Below are 21,470 nucleotides of genomic sequence, written 5' to 3'. Positions count from 1 at the left end.
AACATCGGTGGGATTGATTTGGATTATCCTTCTGTCCCAAGCTCATTTCTTTTTGTCGCACTTTCTTATTTCCTGTCATATATTTGTAATAAAAAAAGAAGCGTGTAATTAAATAAACAATGCGTATTTTCCGTTATAATAAATACTGTTCTACAAATAAAAAAGGGAGGCGAATAATGATGAAAAAATTAATCGTTAGTTTGACCGCAGCATTACTTGTAGTTACAGCAGCTTTACCAGCAAGTGCTGCAAAGTTTCCAGATGTAAATGACAATCATTCGCTAGTTATTGAAGTGGAATATTTAGTAGATAAAGAAATTATTCGTGGCTACGAAGACGGTACATTCCGTCCGAACGACCCGATTTCGAAAAAGCATATTGCGTCAATGCTTGTGAAAGCATTGAACTTACCAACAACGGATATTAAAAATCCAGGCTATGCGGATGTTCCGACAACACACCCGTACTATACAGAAATTGCCGCAGCGTATACAGCTGGGATTTTTGGTGACGCCACAAACTTTAAGCCAGACTCAAGCATTTCACGTGCATTTATGGCGAAAATTTTAGCACATTCATTTAACTTAAAATCAATTGCAGATAATGCAGTGACGTATAAAGACGTGCCGACATCATATGAATTTTATTCACCGATTCAGCTAGTGACGATGAATAATGTTGCGAAAGGCTATCCAGAAGACGGTACATTCCGTCCGAACCAATTAATTACACGCGCGCATTTCAGTGCCTTTTTAGCTCGTGCAATGTCACTTGTTGGCGGGGACTTCACGCCTGATACGAATTATATGTACTACTACGAGGATGCCGGAAATTATCGTTACCGTAGTGAATTAGATGGCCAAACAGCAGTTGACCAAAGCGTATATAAGTATTGGAATGTTTACGAAGATGCAACGAATGAACAAATGGATTATTTAATGTACTTATATAGTCCGAATCGTTTTTATGAAGGGGTACCGCAATCAGATATCGGTACATCCGTTGCGTTTCCATTCACAATCGGTAAAAAGGTCGATACACGTGGACAAGAGCACCAAACTGCGTATTTAACACAACGCGTACTAGATACGAAAACGAGCGTAACGATTGCAGGTAAAGTGTATAATGATGTTGTCATTGTAGCAGAGACATTTGATGCAGGTGGCGGCAAAATTGATACAGTAACAACGTATATTGCAAAAGGTTATGGTATTATTGCTTACAAAAATACAGACGGTTACTTTACGTATTGGTTAACAGATCGCGTAGCTACTTCGGTGCAATAACTTCAAAAATTTTGAAAGACCCCCATCCCCCTATAGAGGCCGGATGGGGGTCTTTATGTAAATAGTAAATAAAACATTTCTGTGACTAAAGTTCTGCTTTTATGTATTACTTTTGGTAGTTAAAAAATGGTAATTAATGGGTATTAACATTTATATGAATATTCTGATAAAAATGATAACATAAAATAAAAGAAAAGGAGGAGAATTTATGAAGCGTATAATAGCTGTAACTTTAGCCTTTATAATGATGTTTAGCTTTGCTGGGGTTACAAGTGCAGCAGAATTTAAAGATGTTGGTGCAAATCATTCTTTGCAAGTAGAAATTGAATATTTAGCGAGTGCAGGTGTGATTAATGGATATAGTGATGGGACATTTAAACCGAATGCTCCAATCGCGAAAAAGCATATTGCAGCGATGTTGGTGAAGGCATTGAATTTACCAACAACGAACCTACAAAATCCAGGCTATGCAGACGTGCCGACTACTCATCCATACTATAAGGAGATTGCGGCAGCGTACACAGCTGGCATTTTTAGTGAAGCGACATACTTTAAGCCAGAATCAAGTATTTCACGTGCCTTTATGGCAAAAATATTAGCACAGGCGTTTAATTTAAAGTCGATTGCGAATAACGCGGTAAGCTATACAGATGTGCCGAAAGCAAATGCATTTTATACACCGATTCAGCTAGTAACGATGAACAAGATTGCACAAGGCTATAGTGACGGACAAAACTCACAGCAGTTTAAGCCGAACCAATTATTAACACGTGCACATTTCTCAGCCTTTTTAGCGAGAGCGATGTCGTTAAAAGCGGGAAACTATAAGCCACATACGGGTTATACGTATTATTATGAAACAATAGAGGGCGACGATTATCGTATGGTATTTGACAGCTCAACAAAAGAAGGTAGCACTACGTATGATTATTGGGATTTATATAATGAACATACAGGTATGTTAATGTCAAAAGACGTCTATATTTTAGGTGACGGTAGCTGGGTGCAAGGGGTACAAAATTCGGATGTCGGTATCTTTTCATCGTATCCATTTACAGTCGGTACAAAATATAATACACTAAATGATTCTGAAGGACAGCAAGAACGTTTACGTATTTTAAGTACACATGAACAAGTACGTCTAGCCGGTATTCGTTACCAAGATGTGGTCATCTTTGAGGAAGCATGGCCGATTTATAATGACCGAGGGCAGCTTGTAAAAATGAATACGAATGAAATTTATATTGCAAAAGACTACGGGATTATTGGTGTAAAAGACAGCCGAGGTTATTGGGTAACATGGCTAACGAAACGCGCACGTTAACAATTGTATAAAATGTAAGTAAGCCCTCGTACCATTCGTTTTCGCGCGAATGGTACGGGGGTTTTTTTATGCGTTTATGTTATGGAGTGATAAAAGTAGATCAATCAATAAACCGATGTAAGCCTATACTTTTTTTGACGACTTCCCGAGTATAAAAAAAGCCATCCCTCTTTCATAACAAAAGAGAGGATGGCTTTAAAGAAATTAGTTTGTGTAGTTGTCGAAATAACCTTGGATATAAATCATTGGTGTACCTTTATCACCAGAGCCAGACGTTAAGTCAGATAGTGAACCGATTAAATCTGTTAATTGGCGAGGTGTTGTCCCTTGTGCTTCCATTGCGCCAACTAAGTCTTCGTTTTTGTTTTTAATATGTTGTTGGATAGCTGTTTTTAATTCTTCACCGCGTAAGTGAGAGAAATTGTTGTCAGCTAAATATTTTAGTTTTACTTCGTTTGGTGTACCGCCTAAACCAGCAGTAAAGGCTGGAGAAACAACTGGGTCAGCGAGCTCCCAAATTTTCCCTACTGGATCTTTAAACGCACCATCGCCGTAAATCATTACTTCGATGTTTTTACCTGTAGCTGCTTGTAATTTTTCTGCGATACCGTCAACGATTGGCTGACAAGTGTGTGGGAATAATTTTACTGATTCCTCTGTCGCTTTGTTTGAACCTAATAAACCGTACTCCGCATTGAAGCCAGAACCGTTCATTGATTCAGATAAAATATTGTCTAAAGAGTACACTGTTGTTGCACCAGCAGCTGTTACTAAACGCTTCGTACGGAAACGAGAGTGAATGTCACAAGCTAATACAGATGTTGTGTAGTCTACGATTGTTTTTGCATTGTTTGAGAAAATTACTTCAGCCTCTGCACCTTCAGCAATGATTAACTCTTTGTAATACTCGATATAGTCAACGCCTGTGAAAGTATGCTTTTTGTAGCCGAAGTGCTCACGGAATTGTGCTTCTGTTAATGTATCTGTCCATGGGTTAACACCTTTTACGTCTAACTCATCAATATCAACTAAGTGGTTCCCAACTTCATCAGCAGGGTAGCTTAACATTAATACAATTTTTTTAGCCCCACGTGCGATACCACGTAGTACGTTTGCAAAACGGTTACGAGAAAGAATCGGGAAAATAACACCGATTGGCTCATCGCCAAATTTAGCTTTTACATCAGCAGCGATATCGTCGATTGATGCGTAGTTACCTTGTGCACGCGCAACAACTGATTCTGTAATTGTAATAATGTCTTTATCCTGAATAGCATAACCTTCAACTTTTGCAGCTTCTAAAACTGTATTTACAACGATTTCTTGAATATCGTCACCTTCGTTAATGATTGGACCGCGAAGACCGCGAACTACTGTACCTACTACACGTGTCAAAATAATTCTCTCCTCTATAAATGAACATGAATATGTAAATTTCATTGATTTTTTCAATATGGTTTAACTATACTAAATTTAAAGGTATAAGAGAAATTAATAAAAATAATAGTATATATAAGGAGTAGTTATATCGTGGTTGGTAAATTAGATTTATATCGTGTATTTCATACGGTTAGTAAGCATGAGAGCTTTTCGAAGGCTGCAAAAGAGCTATATATGACACAGCCAGCAGTCAGTCAGGCGATTGCCAATTTAGAACGCGAGCTAAAAACATATTTATTTACACGAACATCAAAAGGGGTACATTTAACAAATGAAGGGGAAATGTTACATGAATATGTCACATCAGCGCTTAGTTTATTAGAAGCTGCTGAAGTGAAAATGGACGAATTTCAAAATTTAATGACGGGCGAGCTGCGGATTGGGGTGGGAGATACGGTAGCACGTTATTATTTACTTTCGTATTTGGAGAAATTCCATATGCGTTACCCTGGCATTAAATTAAAAATTATGAACGGTACTACACGTGAAATTGTATCGTTTTTAAAAGCGGGGGAAGCGGATGTTGGCATTTGTAATTTACCGATTGAAGATGAACAGCTTCATGTATACCCATGTGAAGATATTCAAGATATTTTTGTATGTGGGGATAAATATAAAAACTTAGCACAGCAACCGATTGCGCTTGAAACATTATTGCGTATGCCGCTTATTTTTTTAGAGGAAGGTTCGAATTCTCGCCAATATGTTGAAAAATATGTGCGACAAAAAGGTTATGAACTATCACCAGAATTTGATTTAGGGTCACATGACTTAGTATTGGAATTTGCACGTATTAATTTAGGTATTGCTTGCGTTACAAAGGAATTTGCAAAAGACTATTTAATGACAGGTATTTTACATGAAATACCATTACAACAACCTATACCATCAAGAAGCCTAGGTATATGCACATTCAAAAATATTCCAATGTCTCGTGCGACAAAAACATTTATCCAATTATTAGACGCCCGCTATTTCCAAAATAAAGGGAAAAAACGCAATGGTGTATAAATTATAGGTCTAAAGGGAATGAGTTCGTAATTTGTTTTTGATTCTATCTTCCTTTTTGAGTAATCAGAAATTTAAGACGATGTCACTTTTCTGGAAATATTACGATACAATAAAATGCAAGTTTGAAGATTTTGTACTGTTTTTGTTAAAAAAGTCGATTTATAGGTGAAGTATGTAAAGGTATTTGTTATCATAAACATTATTAGGAGAAATATCATATAAAAAATTATTCTAATATGTTAAAGGGACATTTTGTGACCATCACTAAATGGCATAATACTAAAAAAAGCATGGCGAGGTGCTCACATGAAAATGGATGAAATTTCGCTCAATATGATTGCGAATTTGAAAATTGCAAAACAAAAATATGCAGAAACATTTCTTTATGCCCTGAATGTAAAATATCAATCTCAACTTGATACATACGCTCGTCAATTTAAACATGCGCAACGTAGCAAGCGTTCAAAAACGTTACATATTTCGGCGCATGCTTATGAACGATGGAATACACGTGTAGGTCCAATCGTTGAAAAAAGTACATTGCAACCGTTACTTAGTTCTATTTTAATGCTACAGCCTTGGCGTTTCCGAAAAATGAATGAAAATATTTGGGTTTTGGATGAAGATATTCTTTTTGTTGTGGACTTAACGAGTGAACAAATGAAAATCGTGACGTTTTTAGGTCGTATTTCATTAAATCCAGTGCTACAAAATTTGCGTGCGGTCTATTCATATGTAAATAATGAGCATGATCGTATCGACCTTCAACAGCAATTAGAGCAGCTTCAACTACAGGCTTTACCGATTTTGCCAAAGCGTATAGCGTATGTCGAAGGTTCTAACTCGACGTATTGGTTAGAGTATTTTGAAGTTGATTTTGATGAAGAACCTGTTATTTATTGTTCGGTCTATAATTCCGTACAAGGGAAGACCGAAGCCTACTATATTTATTTATCAAATCCACAGCAACGTCCTCTTCACCGAAAAGTGTTGAACCTGTTATATAAATGGGGTTATTATGAATTTTTACGTGATTACTATGAACATTTCGATCAGGCGAAGATGCACAATATTGCGATGAAAATGCAACGAAAAGTGCAAAAGCGACTACAATATATTTAAAGGATTATTGAAGCCTCTTGTTAACAGAGATGGCGCCAATAAATTCAGTGAAAAAATACCATTCGGCGATTATGTCCGAATGGTATTTTTTATACGATAATAAAGCTATTTAATTACTCCACGACTTCAAGCGTTACATCAATATTGTTACGTGTTGCCTTTGAGTACGGACATACTTGGTGTGCTTGGTGAACAAGTTCTTCGAGTTGTGCTCGTTCAATATTTGTGCCCTTTACTTGAAGCGTTACAGCAAGTGAAAAGCCATCGTCGCCTTTTAACAAGCTGACATTAGCCGTAACTTCTGAATCGAATTTTACTTTTTGCTGGCGTGCAACCGATTGTAACGCACTATCAAAACACGCTGCATATCCTGCTGCAAATAGTTGTTCTGGATTTGTCGCATTTTCGACTTTGCTAGCACGAGGTGTACCCGGCATTGCTGTTTCGAGTTGTAAAACACCGTCTTCTGAATGTACTTTTCCTTCGCGACCGCCAAACGCTGTCGCTGCTGCCGTAAATAATGTTGTAGCCATTATGATTAGCTCCTTTCAAGTGTGACAGTACATGTTTACCCACCACAACATGCCATAAAACATACATCATTTATAAGGATAAGTTTATAGGGTCATTCAAACGGATTAAAAATCCGCTATCTCATTGTAGAGGAGGCGGATTTTTAATCGTTAGCGTAAAATAAATTGTTCTTCCAACTGATGAATTTCTTCAAGGCTATAGCCTAAGCTTTGTAAAATTTCTTCGTTGTGTTGTCCGATTTTGGCGCCAACATATTTATAATTAGGTGTGTCGTCACTGAACTTAAATGCCGAGCCAATTTGAATTTGAATGCCGTTTTCTGTTGGCACTTCTACTAGCATATTGCGTGCACGTAGCTGTGGATGCTCGCATGCTTCTTTAAATGTAAGAACCGGCTCTACACAACCGTCAAACTGTCCATCAAATACATGTAGCCACTCTTCATATGTTTTTGAGCAAAAAGCATCAGTGACTGCGATTTTAAAGCGTTCTTGTGTATACGGAGAATCATTGAATGTATTATCAATAATTTCTGGAATGTCGAGTGCCTCGCAAAGTTTTTTGCGGAATTGTGGTTCTAAGCTCCCAACAGCGAAAAAGCGACCGTCCTTTGTTTTATAAAAATCATAATACGTGCCGCCATTTAAAATTTCTTTTTCAGGTTTTGGCTCTTGTCCGCTTCCTAAATACATCGTACCGTATAGCGCGTTCAGTGTAAAAGCAGCATCTGTCATACTAATATCAATTGCTTGACCTGTACCTGTTTGTGTTCGTTTTAGTGCGGCTGCTAAAATACCAATCGCTGCATGCATTGTCCCCCCGGCAATGTCTGCAATTTGGATACCTTGTGCCACTGGTTTACGGTCAGCGTGACGGGCATGGTCGAGGACACCCGCTGTTGCTAAATAGTTATTATCATGACCTGCCTTTAATGCATATGGTCCTGTTTGTCCGTAACCGGTAATCGAGCAATAAATTAACTTTGGATTAATGTCTTTTAACGTTTCATAGTCTAGCCCTAAACGCTTCATCACACCTGGTCGGAAACCTTCCACAATAACATCATATTCTAAAATAAGTTTTTTGATGACCTCTACAGCTGGCTTCGATTTTAAGTTAAGTGTTAATGAACGTTTTGAACGATTAAGATGCTGATGAATATACGATTCCTTTTCTTCCGTATATGGTGGCATAATACGCGTTAAATCAAGTCGTCGAGAGGACTCAATACGAATAACGTCCGCACCTAAATCAGCAAAAATCATCGTTGCCATAGGACCAGGTAAAGCGCCTGAAAAATCAAGAATTTTTAAACCGTCTAAAATAGCCATTTCAAACTTCCCCCTTTGTTTAAAAATCATTTTGATGTAATACAGATGTTGCATATGTAATCTGTAGTATAACAGATAAAAATATAAATGAACATCTCTATTTAATTATTATAGTAGAAAAAAACGTTAAAAAATAGAAAATATGTTACGTAACACGTGAATAAAATTATTGAAATACTCTAACAACGTTGTGTTACAATACATATACGGATGGCTCTAATTATGAAGTGTACCGAATTTACTCGTGAGGGGATGACTTGTATGGCGAATAAAGAATGGATGAAGGAATTACGTTCCTTAGTATCACAAGATGAAAAAATAATGTATGAATTTGCGCTTCAAGCTGTGCAAAATCAACCTAATGTTTCGTCTAAATTACTGAACCGTGCATTGGAAACCGCAATTTCGTTTCCACATTTAATCCGTTCGTTTTTAGTGTATGGTAATGCAAAAGCAGTGAACAAGGAAACATTGCCTTTATTATTAGAGTTAGAGACATTGCTGAATTATAGACAGCAAATGCTATTAACGCGTTTCTTTGAACGTTTAAGCACAGCGGTTATTTGCGAAAACCAAGAGCTATTAGAAGGGCGTATTGATGAGGAATTTTTGCGCTTTAATATTGCTGTTGCATCAAGTAGTGATGAAGAATTAGAGCAAATGTATTATGACGTCATGCAGGCATTAAAAAGTGATTCTAAGTTTAACGCAACTTATATGTTATCAGCTGAACGCATTCAAGACCGTCTTATTAAAGTTGGCTTATATACAGAAGAGACAGTGAAAGATACATTAAAGAAGCGTAAATTTATCGAAGACTTTGAGGACTATGAAGCTGTTTTTGCAATTCGTGCCGCCGCTCATTTTGAAATGGATGACTATATTGAAAAGTTCTCGATTTTATTAGCGAGCGATATGGACGTATTAGCTGAAGAAGTTGCTCATTATTATATTGCGATTGGCTCGAAAAAAGCCGTCAAAGCTGTCAAACCATATTTACTTATTGAAGATTCATTTGTTTTTAGCTTAAAAGTGATGCAAGGTATTGCTTCTGAAAAGGCGATTGAAGCGATTGTTGATGCCTTTGAACATGTGTCTGTTGAAGACCAAGCAATTATTCTTGAAACGCTTTGTTATTTATTGAGCGACAAAGCTTTCCCATTAATCGAAGCGTTTGAAGAGGAAGGGTATGAGCCGACATTTATTGATTTAGAGCATTATTATTATAGCCTTTATCACTATCACAAAAAGGAACATCCATCATTAACTACATGGAAGCAAGCTTTTGAAGATCAAGAAGACGCGGCTGCGATTGAACGTGAAAATGCACGACAAGAATTAATTTTACGCTTAAAGCCAGGACGTAATGAAAAATGTATATGTGGTAGTGGTAAGAAGTTTAAGAAATGTTGTGGCGCACCAATTAATAGTCGCCAATATATTTTTAGTTAACGTCACACGATATCGTTTGTAGTACGGCTATCGCTGATCAAACCATAGCATATCGATTTTATGGGGGATATATGCTAATGCGTTTTTGATATCATGACAAAAAACATACGGCAATAGTCTAGCTTTTTCTTTGAAATGATGGTTACAAAAAATACTATTGGGTAATATAAGTGTATAGACAACTTATGTACTCCGAAGTTTCAAGATAAGCGGTGGCCTTAAAACGAAGTTTCCCCCTTTTCTTCGTCGTTACCCCACCCCTTATGAAACTGAGTTGTTGTACAACCAAGTGACTCCCTTTTGTCACTTGGTTTTTTTCTGTGTAAATCAACTACGTTTTTATATGAAGAAGCCGATATAAATAAAGCGACAAGAGAGAGATTAACGTTAGCGATATAGATAGATGAACATAGAAAGGAACAACAGTATGGAACGACATAAATTAACGAAATCTATTGCAGTTACGACACTGGCAATCGGTAGTGTAGCTGTTGTAGCTCCGACACCTATACAGGCAGCAACTTTTACAGATCTGAATGACACCAATACACATTATGCAAACATTATGGAGCTATATGAGCGTGGTGTTATTTCAGGGTATAACCAACCGGATGGTACAAAGCAATTTAAACCGAATGCGCCGTTAACACGTGCACACGCAGCAAAAATGTTAGCAAATGCATTAGGCTTGGATACGAATATTGAAACGTTGCGCGACCCTGGCTTTACAGATGTGCCAAAGTCACATGCGTATTATCCATATATCGCAGCGCTTGCGAATGAAGGCATCGTATCAGGGTATAGTGACGGTACATATCGACCAGGTGCACAAACATTACGTCAGCATATGGCAAAAGTTTTAACGATTGGATATGGCTTAGATAAGGCAACGAAATTAACACATCATTTTACCGATGTGTCGAACAATACAGAAGCGGCCTACTATATTCAAACACTTTGGAACTACCAAATTACAAAAGGGACTTCACCAACAACATTTGGACCGACACGTAATTTAACGCGTGGTCAAATGGCAACATTTATCGTGAATACCGAAAAGGTAGCGAAGGACCGTACAGTTGAGTACACAATTACCGATGTAACGAATCAAACGGTAACGATTAATGATGCAACATATACATTTGACCGTACATATAATCAGCTGTTTAAAACAGCGAATGCGGCAGCTTTAAAAGGTGCGGTGATTGAAGGACAAATTGCGAACGGCAAAATTCAACATATTACGAAGCTTACGTTAAAAGCAAACGGTACATCGCGTTCATACGTGGTATTTGATGGTGGCGGTACAACCTTTAATGGCGATATCGACGTACAATCGAATTACGTGACGCTTCGCAATCTCAATGTAAATGGCACATTGACGATTCCAACGACCGATGTGCGCCGACAATCATTAAGTATTGTAGAAAATCAGCTTGTACGTATGCAAACAGCGTCCACATTTAATCAATATGGTTTAACAGCGGCGACGTCTACATTGCCGAGTGTTTCACGTTACGTTGTGTTCGAGGAGATTTCTGCCAATCGTGTCGTTGTTACACAGAATAAATTACAGCTTAAAACAAATAAGGAATTACGTGAATTACGTGTAGAGGGCGAAGTTGAGCAACTGGAGCTGCTTGGCGACGTACGTGATGTGTTTGTCGAAACGGATGTTAGCACCGTATTATACGGAAAAGCAAATGTACGCAAGCTCACAAAGGATAACTATGGTAATGTATCGTTATTTTTTGACGGGATTATTAACCGTTATATCGTGAATAACCGTGAAGGCGGTACAAACTTAGCGACAATGCGCGATTCAAACGGCAATGAAGCTGAAGGGGTAGACCTTTGGATTGATACAGCTGTGTTAATGCAAGAAGAAAATCCAAACTTAGTGTTTAATGATTATAAAAATGATGCGGGTAATATTACGATTATTGTTGATAAAGATGGCAATGAAATTGATAAATCTGTCGATGAAAACGTTCAAGTACCAGACCGTATTGCCCCAATTTTAACGGGCTTAAAAGTAGCGCCAACAAGCAGTAATAGCGCGAATGTCTCGTTTAATACGAATGAAGCCGGCACATACTATTATGTTGTGTTAGAGTCCTCACAAGCAGCACCGACAAAGCGTCAAGTACTTGCACAAGCAGCTGGTGAATTCCAAGGCACAGGCGGTATGATGGAAGGTGAAAATTCATTTACGCTGACGAATTTACACTCCGCAAAAGAGTATAAAATTTATATGGTCATTGAAGATAACGCCGGCAATACATCGTCGCGTGTTGAGAGTGTAACCTTTAATATGGCAAATGCGCCAGATACACTTCCACCACGTTTATCGAATGTGCAAGTGGAACCGCATCGAAGCGGTCAAAAGGCAACATTAAACTTCACATCAAGTGAAGCCGGTATGTTTTATATCGTTGTAACACCAGGACGCAATAGTAAAGGCTATGATGCACAAACGATTATTAACATCGCGTTAAACGATACGTCCAAATATAAGACGATGGTTGCAGGTGAAAATACAATTGAAATTGCAGGGCTTGACCCGTTAACTGATTACTCGGTAGCACTTGTCGGCGTAGACCCAGCTGAAAACCGTTCAATTGTTGAGGAAAAAGGATTTACAACATTACCGCTTGATGATATTAAACCGTATGTGACGAATTACGATATTGAGTTTATTAATCCAACGCAATTTTATTTATATTTCAGTGAGGAGCTAAATAAAGAAGCGGCAGAAAATGTGCAAAACTATGATTTAACAGGTACAGGAATTATTAACATTAGTGGACAAATGAAAATCAAGCCAATTAAAGTGGAATATTCACGTGCGGCAAGTGGTCAATCACGAGTCCTGTTAACATTGCCGGCATTAACTGGTTTAGTACAAAATGATACGATTGTGGCAACTGCATTACCAGGGGTGACCGATTTAGCAGACAATCCAGTGGTGACGGACCGCGATGAAGACAACCCACGTAACTACGCAACGTATCGACATACTGATGTTATTCGTCCGTCATTAGTCATTACGAAATTTGAAAAATTAGCATCGGAAACACATGCACAAGTCACGTTAGAAACATCTGAAGCGGGTACATTCTATTATGTTGTGCTACCAGCAGGCATTGATAAAACGACGATTTCGATGCGTGACGTCATGGACCGTGTAGATTTCACAGTGCGTGACGACGGCAATGTTGCATGGCAACCTGTATATCCAGGAGATAATCCACCACTTGATTTAGGTGAGCAAGTACTCGATGTTGCGATTCCAACGAATTTATCACAATTTATTAGTTGGTCAATGTATGCCTTTATGGTTGACCGTTCAGGGAACTTATCGAATGAAATTATTGAGCTACCAATGGTGATGGATAAAATGCCACCTGTCATTACAAGTATTTCAGGGACAGCAACAGAAGATAGTAATACAAGCGGAAATTTAAATTTCACCGCAGACGAGCCGGGGATTATTGAATATATCGCGATTCCAAAAGAGCTACAAGCGAATTTAGGGGATTCGGGTTATGCGAATACACCGGAACAATTCGAACGCTTGAAAAATACAACAGGCGTACGTACCGGAACAGCGGATATGCGACGTGGACAAAACATCGTTGCGATTACGCCACTGCAAGCGCATAAAGATTACACAATTTACTTTATGGCCCGTGATACATCGCAAAACCAATCTGTACAAGTGTATGAAACGAGCTTCTATACAGACGGGAAACGACCAGAAGTACAAAGTAATATTGTGCGTCAACCAGATGGCTCATTTGAAATTACATTCAGTGAAGCGATTAAACGTGATGCATTTGAGCAACCATTAGGCATTACGCAATCCGATTTAACGGTAACTGTAGCAGGTAATGAAACAGGGAACTACCGTATTGAAGAATATAAACAAGGTTCATCGACAACAGCACCATCGAAATTACGCATTCGTTTTGACCAAGGCATTAATATTAACCAAACGATTACAGTAACGATGAATGATAGTGCCTTTGACTCTGTAAAAGTAAATCAACTATTTGCAGAAAATGCGAAAACAGCACAATACGAGTATCAAGCAATTAACGTTGCTGCGCGTAGTGCGAACTTACAAGGTAACTTAGATCCAGCAATTCCGTACCACACATACCACAGCATTGTGGCGGTATTCTCATCAAGTAGTACGATGTATGATATGGAATATCGTTACGCAGTTGTACCATATTTACAAAACCCAACTGCTAACGTTACAGCAGCTCAAGTAGCAACAGGTGAAGGCGGTAACCGTGCATTCAGCTTTACAGGTAATGGCTTCTTAGCGAATACGAATACATCGATTCAAATCGCTTTAACACCAGACTTAATTGCACGACAAGCTGTGTTTGCCGAAGAAGACTATGTATACTTCGTTATTTTAGACCGTTATGGCAATATGTCGGAAGTAAGCCAAGTACAAATGCAACGCTTCGGACGATAACAGGTAAAGAGGCTAGGACAGAAACCTATTTCTAATAAAAACATGCGGGTGCGTCCTGACAAAAGCGGCGACTTCCGCATAAAAATATCCTTCAGCAGTTATCGTTGCTGAAGGATATTTCTTTTTGTCCTATGCGCTTTTTCATAAAATGACAGTGGTATAATGGAAACTAAAAAAGAAGGTTTAGCGAATTTATGATGTATTTGTCGATGATTTTCTTTCAAATTGTAGCACCCATTTTAGTATTAATGTTTATTGGTGCATTGTTACAAAAGAAATTTACCTTTAATTTAAAGACAATGTCGCAACTCATTACATTTTGTTTTATGCCAGCTGCGGTATTTGTCAATATTTATGAAACGAGTGTTAATAAAGAGGTGCTCGGCCAAATTACGTTATTCATTGTGCTCTTTATCGGAAGCCAAATGATGTTAAGTGCTTTTATTGCAAAGGCAATGGGCTTGAGTAAAACAGAGAGTGCCGTATTTAAAAATAGTGTCGTACTGATTAATTCCGGTAATTACGGCATTCCAGTTGCGCAGATGATTTTTGTCACGCAACCAATTGGCGTAGCCATTCAGGTCATTTTAGTTATTTTCCAAAATATGACGACGTATACATATGGCTTGTACAACTTAATTTCATCGACAAAGTCGGGCATGGCAATTGTCCGCGATTTTTTAAAGATGCCGATTGTCCATGCGCTCATTTTAGGGAGCTTGATGAACATGCTCAATATCCCGATTCCTACGATGTTACGTATCCCGCTTGATTACATTGCCAATGGTTTTATTGCTATTGCGCTTCTCATTTTAGGGATGCAGTTATCACAAATTGAAATGCGTACAATGTTTACGAAAACGATTTTTGTGAGTTGCTTTACCCGATTAATTATTGGGCCAGTTGTAGCACTTGGTATCATTTATGCGCTTCAAATCGATGGGGTTGTAGCGCAATCTTTACTAATTGCGAGTGCTTTTCCAACCTCACGTAACAGCTCAAGTTTGGCACTTGAGTATGATATTGAGTCAGCAACCGCCGCGCAAACAGTATTATTTTCAACGGTTGTGAGTTGTATTACCGTAACACTAGTGATTTATGCGGCGACCATTTTATTCCCGATTTAACAGGTGTTCGGATGGCGAGTACAAAGTCCATTTGATCAACATTTTGCTAATGTATCGGCTATGCGCAGTAGCACCAAAAGCAAAAAAAATATCCTTCAGCAGTTGTCGTTGCTGAAGGATATTTCTTTTTGTCTCAATCTCAATTACGGTTGTTCCAAGCTTTTTTTTGCATTAAATGTAGCCTTGTTTATTTATTGTACAAACGGGCGTACCGCTTGTAATTTATGTTGTAAAACAGTTGGATTTGTTGTCATATACATTTTTCCTTTGAAATATGTAATGATTTCGCGTGAATCTAGCATCGCGCATTCATGAATATAACGTTCCACTAATTCACCAAGTGCATACATTTCAACACCTGATAATTCATTAGCATCCAAGCGTTTATAATAATTGTCGAGTTCAGAGTTTAACGGACTTACTTGTCGAGGAAGTGAGATGGTCGTTAAACGCTTTGGCTGTTGTTTCTGTTTACGTAATTTTATGTGTAATTTAGATAAAATTGTTGTCATTTCATCATCCCTCCTGCACGTGTTTAATCATAACGGAGAGATGTTAGAGAACGATTGCATATTGATTACAGTTTTATAACAGTTATTTTTGTTCACCAATTGCGATTGTACAGCGTGAAATACAGATAACTTTGTGTTGTTCATCAACAATTTCGATATGCCATACCATTGTTGTACGTCCGATATGTAATGGTGTTGCAATCGCTGTAACAATCCCGTCACGTTTGCCACGAATATGGTTGGCATTAATTTCTAAACCAGCTGCAAATTGTGTTTTCGGGTCGATATGTAAAAATGCACCAATACTAGCAGCTGTTTCAGCGAGTGCAACCGATGCGCCACCATGTAATAAGCCGATTGGTTGTCTTGTTTTTTCATTTACGGGCATCGTGCAAACAACGCGTTCCTTTGATAACTCCGTAAAGGTCATACCTAGCGTACCGATTAATGTGTCTTCAATAGCGATAGGTAAAGACGCTAAAAATTGTTCAATGTTCATAAGAAAACCTCCATTCTTTCCTTCTATTATAAAGCATGTATAAAAAAACTGCCTCCAACGATTGCTGGAGGCAGTTTGTCGCAAATACTAAGCAAAGCTTAGTGTAGATTGGATATCATTTGCGGTTAATTATTTAGTGTATGGGTTAGATAAATCCATACCGTCTAATGAAAGACCCATTGCTTTCGCAACACCTTCACCGTAAGCTGGATCAGCTAAGTAGCAGTGTAAGATGTGACGACGTTTGATGAACTCTTCAACACCGTTCATTTCAGCAGCAGTCGTTTCGAATAAACGTTGTTGTTGTTCAGGTGTTTGTAAACGGAATAATTTACCTGGTTGCTCGAAGTAGTTGTTGTCATCTTCACGGAAGTCGTAGATGTCAGCAGCACCGTCTAAAGCTAATGCAGGCTCTTTGTATTCTGGTTGAGCTTGTAATGCACCGTAGCTGTTTGGATAGTACGTTAAGTTAGCACCGTTGTTTCCATCAGCACGACCTGCACCATCGCGGTGGTAAACCATGAATGGGCAACGTGGTGTGTTTACTGGAATTTGGTGGTGGTTAACGCCTAAACGGTAACGAGTTGCATCTTGGTACGCGAATAAACGCGCTTGTAACATACGGTCTGGAGAGAAGCCGATACCAGGTACGATGTTAGATGGAGCGAATGCAGCTTGCTCAACATCAGCAAAGTAGTTTTCTGGGTTACGGTTTAACTCTAACTCACCAACTTCGATTAATGGGTACTCAGATTTGTACCAAACTTTTGTTAAGTCGAATGGGTTGTCTTTAGAGTTACGTGCTTGCTCTTCCGTCATTACTTGGATGTATACAGTCCATTTCGGGAAATCGCCTTTTTCGATTGAATCGAATAGGTCACGTTGTGAAGATTCACGGTCTTTACCGATAATTTCAGCAGCTTCAGCACCTGTTAAGTTTTTAATACCTTGTTGTGTACGGAAGTGGAACTTCACGTATACGCGCTCGCCAGCTTCGTTAATCATTGAGTATGTGTGAGAACCGAAACCGTGCATGTTGCGGTAACCAGCTGGGATACCACGGTCAGACATAACGATTGTTACTTGGTGTAAAGCTTCTGGTAATGAAGTCCAGAAGTCCCAGTTAGAGTTACCGTTATGCATGTTTGTTTTAGGGTCACGCTTTACAACGTGGTTTAAGTCTGGGAAGTGTAATGGGTCACGGAAGAAGAATACAGGTGTGTTGTTACCAACTAAATCCCAGTTACCTTCTTCAGTGTAGAATTTTACTGCGAAACCACGGATATCGCGCTCTGCATCAGCAGCACCACGTTCACCAGCTACAGTAGAGAAACGTAAGAATAATTCAGTTTCTTTCCCGATTTCAGAGAATAATTTTGCTTTTGTATATTTAGTAATATCGTGAGTTACAGTGAATTTACCAAATGCACCAGAACCTTTAGCGTGCATACGACGCTCAGGAATTACTTCACGGTTAAAGTTTGCTAATTTTTCGATTAAGAAAACATCTTGTAATAAAATTGGACCACGACGACCAGCAGTTTGTACATCATCGTTCGATACTACTGGAGCACCAGCAGCAGTTGTTAGCTTACGGCTTTTATCCATTGCCATAGTTATTGCCCCCCATAATTTAAAATTCTTTTCACCACATACTATACCAAATCCACTTAATAATTGCTAGTAGATTATAATAATTCTTTTTAAGGAATGTGTATTATAGTGAAAAAATAGTGAACTTTTAGAGATATCGGCTTCTAAAAGTAATTAATACCCGTTATTACTTGACACAAAACATTTAATATGGTTGGTTTTTGCTTCTTTTGTCACTATGATAATGATGTAAAAGGAGTGTTAATTATTGTTTTTTTATAAAAATAATTGAGAAAAATGTGAAGCTAAATGAGAATTTGATTTTTCGTCAAATTTATGTCGATGTATGTAATATGTATCTTTTAAAAGAGGCTTATTCATCGATTTTCTAGCGTGAATTTTTTACGATAGAGGTGGATAGGAGCGATTGCATGCAAAAGACGATGGCGTTTTTACAACAATTCCAACAAGAAACGAAATTAACCGAAGCGTGGTTACGTAATCGGCTGCAACAAATAGAGCAAAGAGGCGAGTTTGTACCAACGACAGAAGAACTAGTTTACGGCGCAAAAATTGCATGGCGTAACAGCAATAAATGTATAGGACGCTTGTTTTGGCGCTCATTACATGTGTTTGATGCACGCGCGTATGTAACGGCAGATGAGGTATTTGAGCAATTATGTGCACATATTGCGTTTGCCACAAATAGAGGGAAAATTAGACCGGCTGTGACGATATTTGATGAGAAGCGTGTACGTATACTCAATCACCAACTTATTCGATATGCAGGATATGAGGTAGGCGACACGATAATCGGTGATCCACATTCTGTATCGTTTACAAAACAATGTGTAAATTTAGGGTGGCAGCCACAGTACGGTGCATTCGATGTGCTTCCACTCGTGATTCAAATAGATGATGAGTCGCCAAAGTTTTATACGATACCACACGAGCTTATTTTAGAAGTGCCGATTACGCACCCTGTGTATAATTTCGAGGAATTGGCACTAAAATGGTATGCAGTACCGATGATTTCAGATATGGCATTAGAAGTTGGGGATATTCTTTACAAAGCAGCGCCGTTTAACGGTTGGTATATGGGCACAGAAATTGGTGCACGTAATTTTGCGGATACGAGTCGTTATAATATGTTACCGGTAGTGGCACAACTATTAGCATTAGACACGACACAGCAAGCGACATTATGGAAAGACCGCGCGCTTGTCGAATTAAATATTGCGGTGCTACATTCATTTAAGCAACAAGGTGTTAGCATTGTCGACCATCATACAGCGGCTACGCAATTTGCTTTATTTGAGCAACAAGAGCAGGAGCAAGGAAGGGATGTAACAGGGAACTGGACATGGCTAATTCCACCGATGAGCCCTGCAACGACCCATGTGTTCCATCAACCCTATAACAATACAATTAAAAATCCGAATTTTTTATCGCTACCAAAAAAGACTAGCGCCCGTGTATAGCGAGCACTAGTCTTTTTATTTGCGTCGGCGCGTATTTTGAATCATTTCAAGTAATTCATCACGGTCAATTAAACGCACATCGTTATGAGATGCAAGTGTTTGGGCTTGCTTTGTGAAGTAACTATTTGTAACAACCCATGCACTATCCGCATCGTACATACGAATTGCGGCGATAATTTCTTGAACAGCCTTTACACCGACTGATGATTTGTAGCGCTTCGCTTGCACAACGATTGTTTCGCCGTTACCTTTTAATACTAAGTCAGCTCCGAAATCACCAGATGATTTTGTCATCGTAGCACGATAACCTTGCTTCATAAATAACTGCACTAAAAACTCTTCAAATTGAATGCCGGTCATGTCGTCAATTTGATGAATATTTGAACGTTGCAAGCTTTGTTGAGAACGCACTTTTTTCCAAATAGATGCTACAAACAAAAAAACGGCACTGCCGATAAGCGCATACAGTGTAACATCAACATTTGTTGTGAAGTAATACGTAATGGCACCTATTGAGGCGATGACAATTAGTTGCCACGGAATCGTATTTTGTTGCTTTTTTTTTGATTTACGCTTTGCCACGGTCAATCTCCTTTAAAGTAGTGTTTCCTTTAGTATAGCATATTATAAGTACGTATGTTTGGTTTTGTGTGAAATGCCCGAATTACGTCTATGTTACAGTGTGCTTTCAACTGTTTTTTGTTGTGATGCATAAAGCGCACTCGCAAATAATACGATAGCAGCAATAATAAAGCTGAAGGCAGGTATATCCCAATTGCCCGAAATATCATATAAAAACCCGAAGAAGGTCGGACCGATAGCGGCGAGCAAATAGCCAGTAGATTGCGCGAAGCCAGATAATTCAGCAGAGGCAAAAATAGACTCTGTGCGTAATGTAAATAGCATCATCACTAAGCTAAATGAAGCACCGCCTGCAAGGCCAAGTAAAATCATCCATAAAGGTGCGAGGGATGTCCATTTCATATATAACCCAATAAACCCGATAATATAACAAGTTGAAAAGCCAAAAACAATGGCACGGTGTGTAGACATATTACTCGCAATCATCGGAATTAAAAAGGTCATTGGTAATTGAGCGAGCATCATTAATGAAAATGTCCACCCCGCTTCGCTTGCCGTCATACCTTGAGAGACTAACATTTCTGGCACCCATGCCGCCGTCGTATAAAACAGCAAGCTTTGTAAGCCCATCATCAGCGCAATGGCCCATGTAAGAGGGGAGCGCCATAGTGGTAAAGCAGGTGCTTTAGTGGTCGTACTCGTAATGGGTACGTGATGTTTTAACTGTGGTAGCCACATAACAATCGCTAAAATAACAAAAATAAGTGAGAAGCTAAATGCCCCTTGCCAACTAAACGTCGTTTGCGCAAGCGGATAGCTAATACCAGAAGCGAGTCCGGCAGAAATATTCATTGAAACAGAGTAAAGCCCCATCATTAAACCGATTTGAAGTGGAAATCGAAGCTTTAAATAGCTCGGCATTAAGACATTCCCGAAAGAAATCGCAACACCGATGAAAAATGTGCCAATGAGTAATCCGTAAACGCCAAAATTAATACGTACGATAATACCAATTGCTAAAATAAACATAGATGCAAATAATGTACGTTCGATACCATAGCGTCTTGCGATTTTCGACGTAAATGGCGAAAATAGCGCGAACGCCAGCAGTGGAATAGTCGTTAAAAAGCCAGCGAGTACATTGGAAATACCTGTACTCTCACGCACATCCGCAATAACGGGACCTACGACAGTAAGTGGTGTACGGAGCGTCATCGCGATTAGTGCGATGCCCACGACGAATAACCAGGTTGTTTTTGTCCAATGCATTTTTTTAGAGGACATTGTTGCGTCATTCATATGATTTACATCCTTTCAATAAAGAAGTCACTCATTCAGTAAGCATACCATACTTTATTTTCAATACGTATGTCGTCTGAAAACTGCGAAAAAATAGAATAATTATAGTTAGTTGAAATCCATTTTCGCCCATGATAGACTCAACTAGAATAATAATTAAATGATTAAATACCTCTTTAAAGAGAGGTAGAGGTCGCGAATTTGAAAAAGTACAGCACTTGAAGGTCGAGCCTAGTGAAAGTGTTGGAAAGGTCATATTCGCCGAAGCGTGAAACAAACATCGATATGTTACGCGCTGGGGCTGGGGCTGAAGAAGACCAGAACTGGCACATAGAAATATGTGTTGTGCTATCTTTTTTTACATGGGGTTTTGCGTATAAGCCGT

Annotated in this window: 16 protein-coding genes and 1 riboswitch; of the genes, 8 read left to right on the top strand and 8 right to left on the bottom strand. The window is 38.7% G+C overall.

All coding sequences use genetic code 11. The annotated features are described in order from the left end of the window. Positions 1 to 176 precede the first annotated feature (176 nt). The gene (locus tag A6M13_RS11980) at positions 177 to 1,286 is read left to right on the top strand and encodes an S-layer homology domain-containing protein (RefSeq protein ID WP_066546613.1); all 1,110 of its coding nucleotides are present in this window, start codon (positions 177 to 179) and stop codon (positions 1,284 to 1,286) included. Between the two features lie 208 nt (positions 1,287 to 1,494). Further along, a complete protein-coding gene (locus tag A6M13_RS11975; protein ID WP_066546611.1) occupies positions 1,495 to 2,610 on the top strand; it encodes an S-layer homology domain-containing protein in 1,116 nt (371 codons plus the stop codon). Positions 2,611 to 2,814: 204 nt separating this feature from the next. On the opposite strand, the gene A6M13_RS11970 is transcribed toward A6M13_RS11975, so the two are convergent. After that, positions 2,815 to 4,005: a coenzyme F420-0:L-glutamate ligase gene (locus A6M13_RS11970; protein ID WP_066546609.1), complete on the bottom strand. Its 1,191-nt coding sequence runs from the start codon at positions 4,003 to 4,005 to the stop codon at positions 2,815 to 2,817. A gap of 135 nt (positions 4,006 to 4,140) precedes the next feature. On the opposite strand from A6M13_RS11970, the gene A6M13_RS11965 reads away from it, so the two are divergent. After that, positions 4,141 to 5,061: a LysR family transcriptional regulator gene (locus A6M13_RS11965; protein WP_066546606.1), complete on the top strand. Its 921-nt coding sequence runs from the start codon at positions 4,141 to 4,143 to the stop codon at positions 5,059 to 5,061. A 306-nt stretch (positions 5,062 to 5,367) separates the two neighbouring features. Beyond that, positions 5,368 to 6,183: a hypothetical protein gene (locus A6M13_RS11960; protein ID WP_066546604.1), complete on the top strand. Its 816-nt coding sequence runs from the start codon at positions 5,368 to 5,370 to the stop codon at positions 6,181 to 6,183. 113 nt (positions 6,184 to 6,296) lie between these two features. On the opposite strand, the gene A6M13_RS11955 is transcribed toward A6M13_RS11960, so the two are convergent. Continuing rightward, complete coding sequence (locus A6M13_RS11955; protein WP_066546603.1) at positions 6,297 to 6,716, bottom strand: organic hydroperoxide resistance protein; 420 nt, start codon at positions 6,714 to 6,716, stop codon at positions 6,297 to 6,299. Positions 6,717 to 6,866: 150 nt separating this feature from the next. Beyond that, positions 6,867 to 8,048, bottom strand: coding sequence for a CaiB/BaiF CoA transferase family protein (locus A6M13_RS11950; protein WP_066546601.1), 1,182 nt, complete (start codon positions 8,046 to 8,048; stop codon positions 6,867 to 6,869). 261 nt (positions 8,049 to 8,309) lie between these two features. Between A6M13_RS11950 and A6M13_RS11945 the strand changes: the two genes are divergently transcribed. The 3 genes from A6M13_RS11945 to A6M13_RS11935 all read left to right on the top strand — a co-directional run bounded on the left by A6M13_RS11945 (position 8,310) and on the right by A6M13_RS11935 (position 15,119). Further along, on the top strand, positions 8,310 to 9,500 hold the full coding sequence (locus tag A6M13_RS11945; RefSeq protein WP_066546592.1) for a YecA family protein: 1,191 nt from the start codon (positions 8,310 to 8,312) through the stop codon (positions 9,498 to 9,500). Between the two features lie 427 nt (positions 9,501 to 9,927). Next, positions 9,928 to 13,992 (top strand): S-layer homology domain-containing protein, encoded by a 4,065-nt coding sequence (locus A6M13_RS11940; RefSeq protein ID WP_066546591.1) that lies wholly within the window; start codon positions 9,928 to 9,930, stop codon positions 13,990 to 13,992. A gap of 194 nt (positions 13,993 to 14,186) precedes the next feature. Further along, entirely contained in the window at positions 14,187 to 15,119 is a 933-nt protein-coding gene (locus A6M13_RS11935) for an AEC family transporter (RefSeq protein WP_066546589.1), read from the top strand. A gap of 191 nt (positions 15,120 to 15,310) precedes the next feature. Here the strand turns inward: A6M13_RS11935 and A6M13_RS11930 are convergent, their stop codons facing one another. From A6M13_RS11930 to A6M13_RS11920, 3 genes are all read right to left on the bottom strand, one after another. Beyond that, positions 15,311 to 15,631: a hypothetical protein gene (locus A6M13_RS11930; protein WP_066546587.1), complete on the bottom strand. Its 321-nt coding sequence runs from the start codon at positions 15,629 to 15,631 to the stop codon at positions 15,311 to 15,313. An 82-nt stretch (positions 15,632 to 15,713) separates the two neighbouring features. Further along, positions 15,714 to 16,130 (bottom strand): hotdog fold thioesterase, encoded by a 417-nt coding sequence (locus tag A6M13_RS11925; RefSeq protein WP_245669312.1) that lies wholly within the window; start codon positions 16,128 to 16,130, stop codon positions 15,714 to 15,716. A gap of 129 nt (positions 16,131 to 16,259) precedes the next feature. Continuing rightward, entirely contained in the window at positions 16,260 to 17,738 is a 1,479-nt protein-coding gene (locus A6M13_RS11920; RefSeq protein ID WP_141680954.1) for a catalase, read from the bottom strand. A gap of 416 nt (positions 17,739 to 18,154) precedes the next feature. Here A6M13_RS11920 and A6M13_RS11915 point away from each other — a divergent pair, with 416 nt between their 5' ends. After that, a complete protein-coding gene (locus A6M13_RS11915; RefSeq protein WP_066546582.1) occupies positions 18,155 to 19,204 on the top strand; it encodes a nitric oxide synthase oxygenase in 1,050 nt (349 codons plus the stop codon). A gap of 15 nt (positions 19,205 to 19,219) precedes the next feature. On the opposite strand, the gene A6M13_RS16340 is transcribed toward A6M13_RS11915, so the two are convergent. Both A6M13_RS16340 and A6M13_RS11905 read right to left on the bottom strand, forming a co-directional pair. Continuing rightward, positions 19,220 to 19,786 (bottom strand): restriction endonuclease, encoded by a 567-nt coding sequence (locus A6M13_RS16340; protein WP_066546579.1) that lies wholly within the window; start codon positions 19,784 to 19,786, stop codon positions 19,220 to 19,222. 93 nt (positions 19,787 to 19,879) lie between these two features. Beyond that, positions 19,880 to 21,085: a CynX/NimT family MFS transporter gene (locus tag A6M13_RS11905; protein ID WP_066546577.1), complete on the bottom strand. Its 1,206-nt coding sequence runs from the start codon at positions 21,083 to 21,085 to the stop codon at positions 19,880 to 19,882. Between the two features lie 179 nt (positions 21,086 to 21,264). After that, positions 21,265 to 21,444: riboswitch (Lysine riboswitch) on the top strand. The last annotated feature ends 26 nt before the right edge of the window (positions 21,445 to 21,470 follow it).

Origin of the sequence: Caryophanon tenue, assembly GCF_001700315.1 — a bacterium.
Taxonomy (GTDB): Bacteria; Bacillota; Bacilli; order Bacillales_A; family Planococcaceae; genus Caryophanon; species Caryophanon tenue.
This window is presented reverse-complemented; position numbering and strand designations above follow the sequence as displayed.

Bases quoted from the DNA above. Each gene is read 5' to 3' on its own strand.
- A6M13_RS11945 (WP_066546592.1), top strand. From the start codon at position 8,310: ATGGCGAATAAAGAATGGATGAAGGAATTACGTTCCTTAGTATCACAA.
- A6M13_RS11925 (WP_245669312.1), bottom strand. From the start codon at position 16,130: ATGAACATTGAACAATTTTTAGCGTCTTTACCTATCGCTATTGAAGAC.
- A6M13_RS11905 (WP_066546577.1), bottom strand. From the start codon at position 21,085: ATGAATGACGCAACAATGTCCTCTAAAAAAATGCATTGGACAAAAACA.
- A6M13_RS11980 (WP_066546613.1), top strand. From the start codon at position 177: ATGATGAAAAAATTAATCGTTAGTTTGACCGCAGCATTACTTGTAGTT.
- A6M13_RS11940 (WP_066546591.1), top strand. From the start codon at position 9,928: ATGGAACGACATAAATTAACGAAATCTATTGCAGTTACGACACTGGCA.
- A6M13_RS11950 (WP_066546601.1), bottom strand. From the start codon at position 8,048: ATGGCTATTTTAGACGGTTTAAAAATTCTTGATTTTTCAGGCGCTTTA.
- A6M13_RS11915 (WP_066546582.1), top strand. From the start codon at position 18,155: ATGCAAAAGACGATGGCGTTTTTACAACAATTCCAACAAGAAACGAAA.
- A6M13_RS11960 (WP_066546604.1), top strand. From the start codon at position 5,368: ATGAAAATGGATGAAATTTCGCTCAATATGATTGCGAATTTGAAAATT.
- A6M13_RS11975 (WP_066546611.1), top strand. From the start codon at position 1,495: ATGAAGCGTATAATAGCTGTAACTTTAGCCTTTATAATGATGTTTAGC.
- A6M13_RS11935 (WP_066546589.1), top strand. From the start codon at position 14,187: ATGATGTATTTGTCGATGATTTTCTTTCAAATTGTAGCACCCATTTTA.
- A6M13_RS11930 (WP_066546587.1), bottom strand. From the start codon at position 15,631: ATGACAACAATTTTATCTAAATTACACATAAAATTACGTAAACAGAAA.
- A6M13_RS11920 (WP_141680954.1), bottom strand. From the start codon at position 17,738: ATGGATAAAAGCCGTAAGCTAACAACTGCTGCTGGTGCTCCAGTAGTA.
- A6M13_RS11955 (WP_066546603.1), bottom strand. From the start codon at position 6,716: ATGGCTACAACATTATTTACGGCAGCAGCGACAGCGTTTGGCGGTCGC.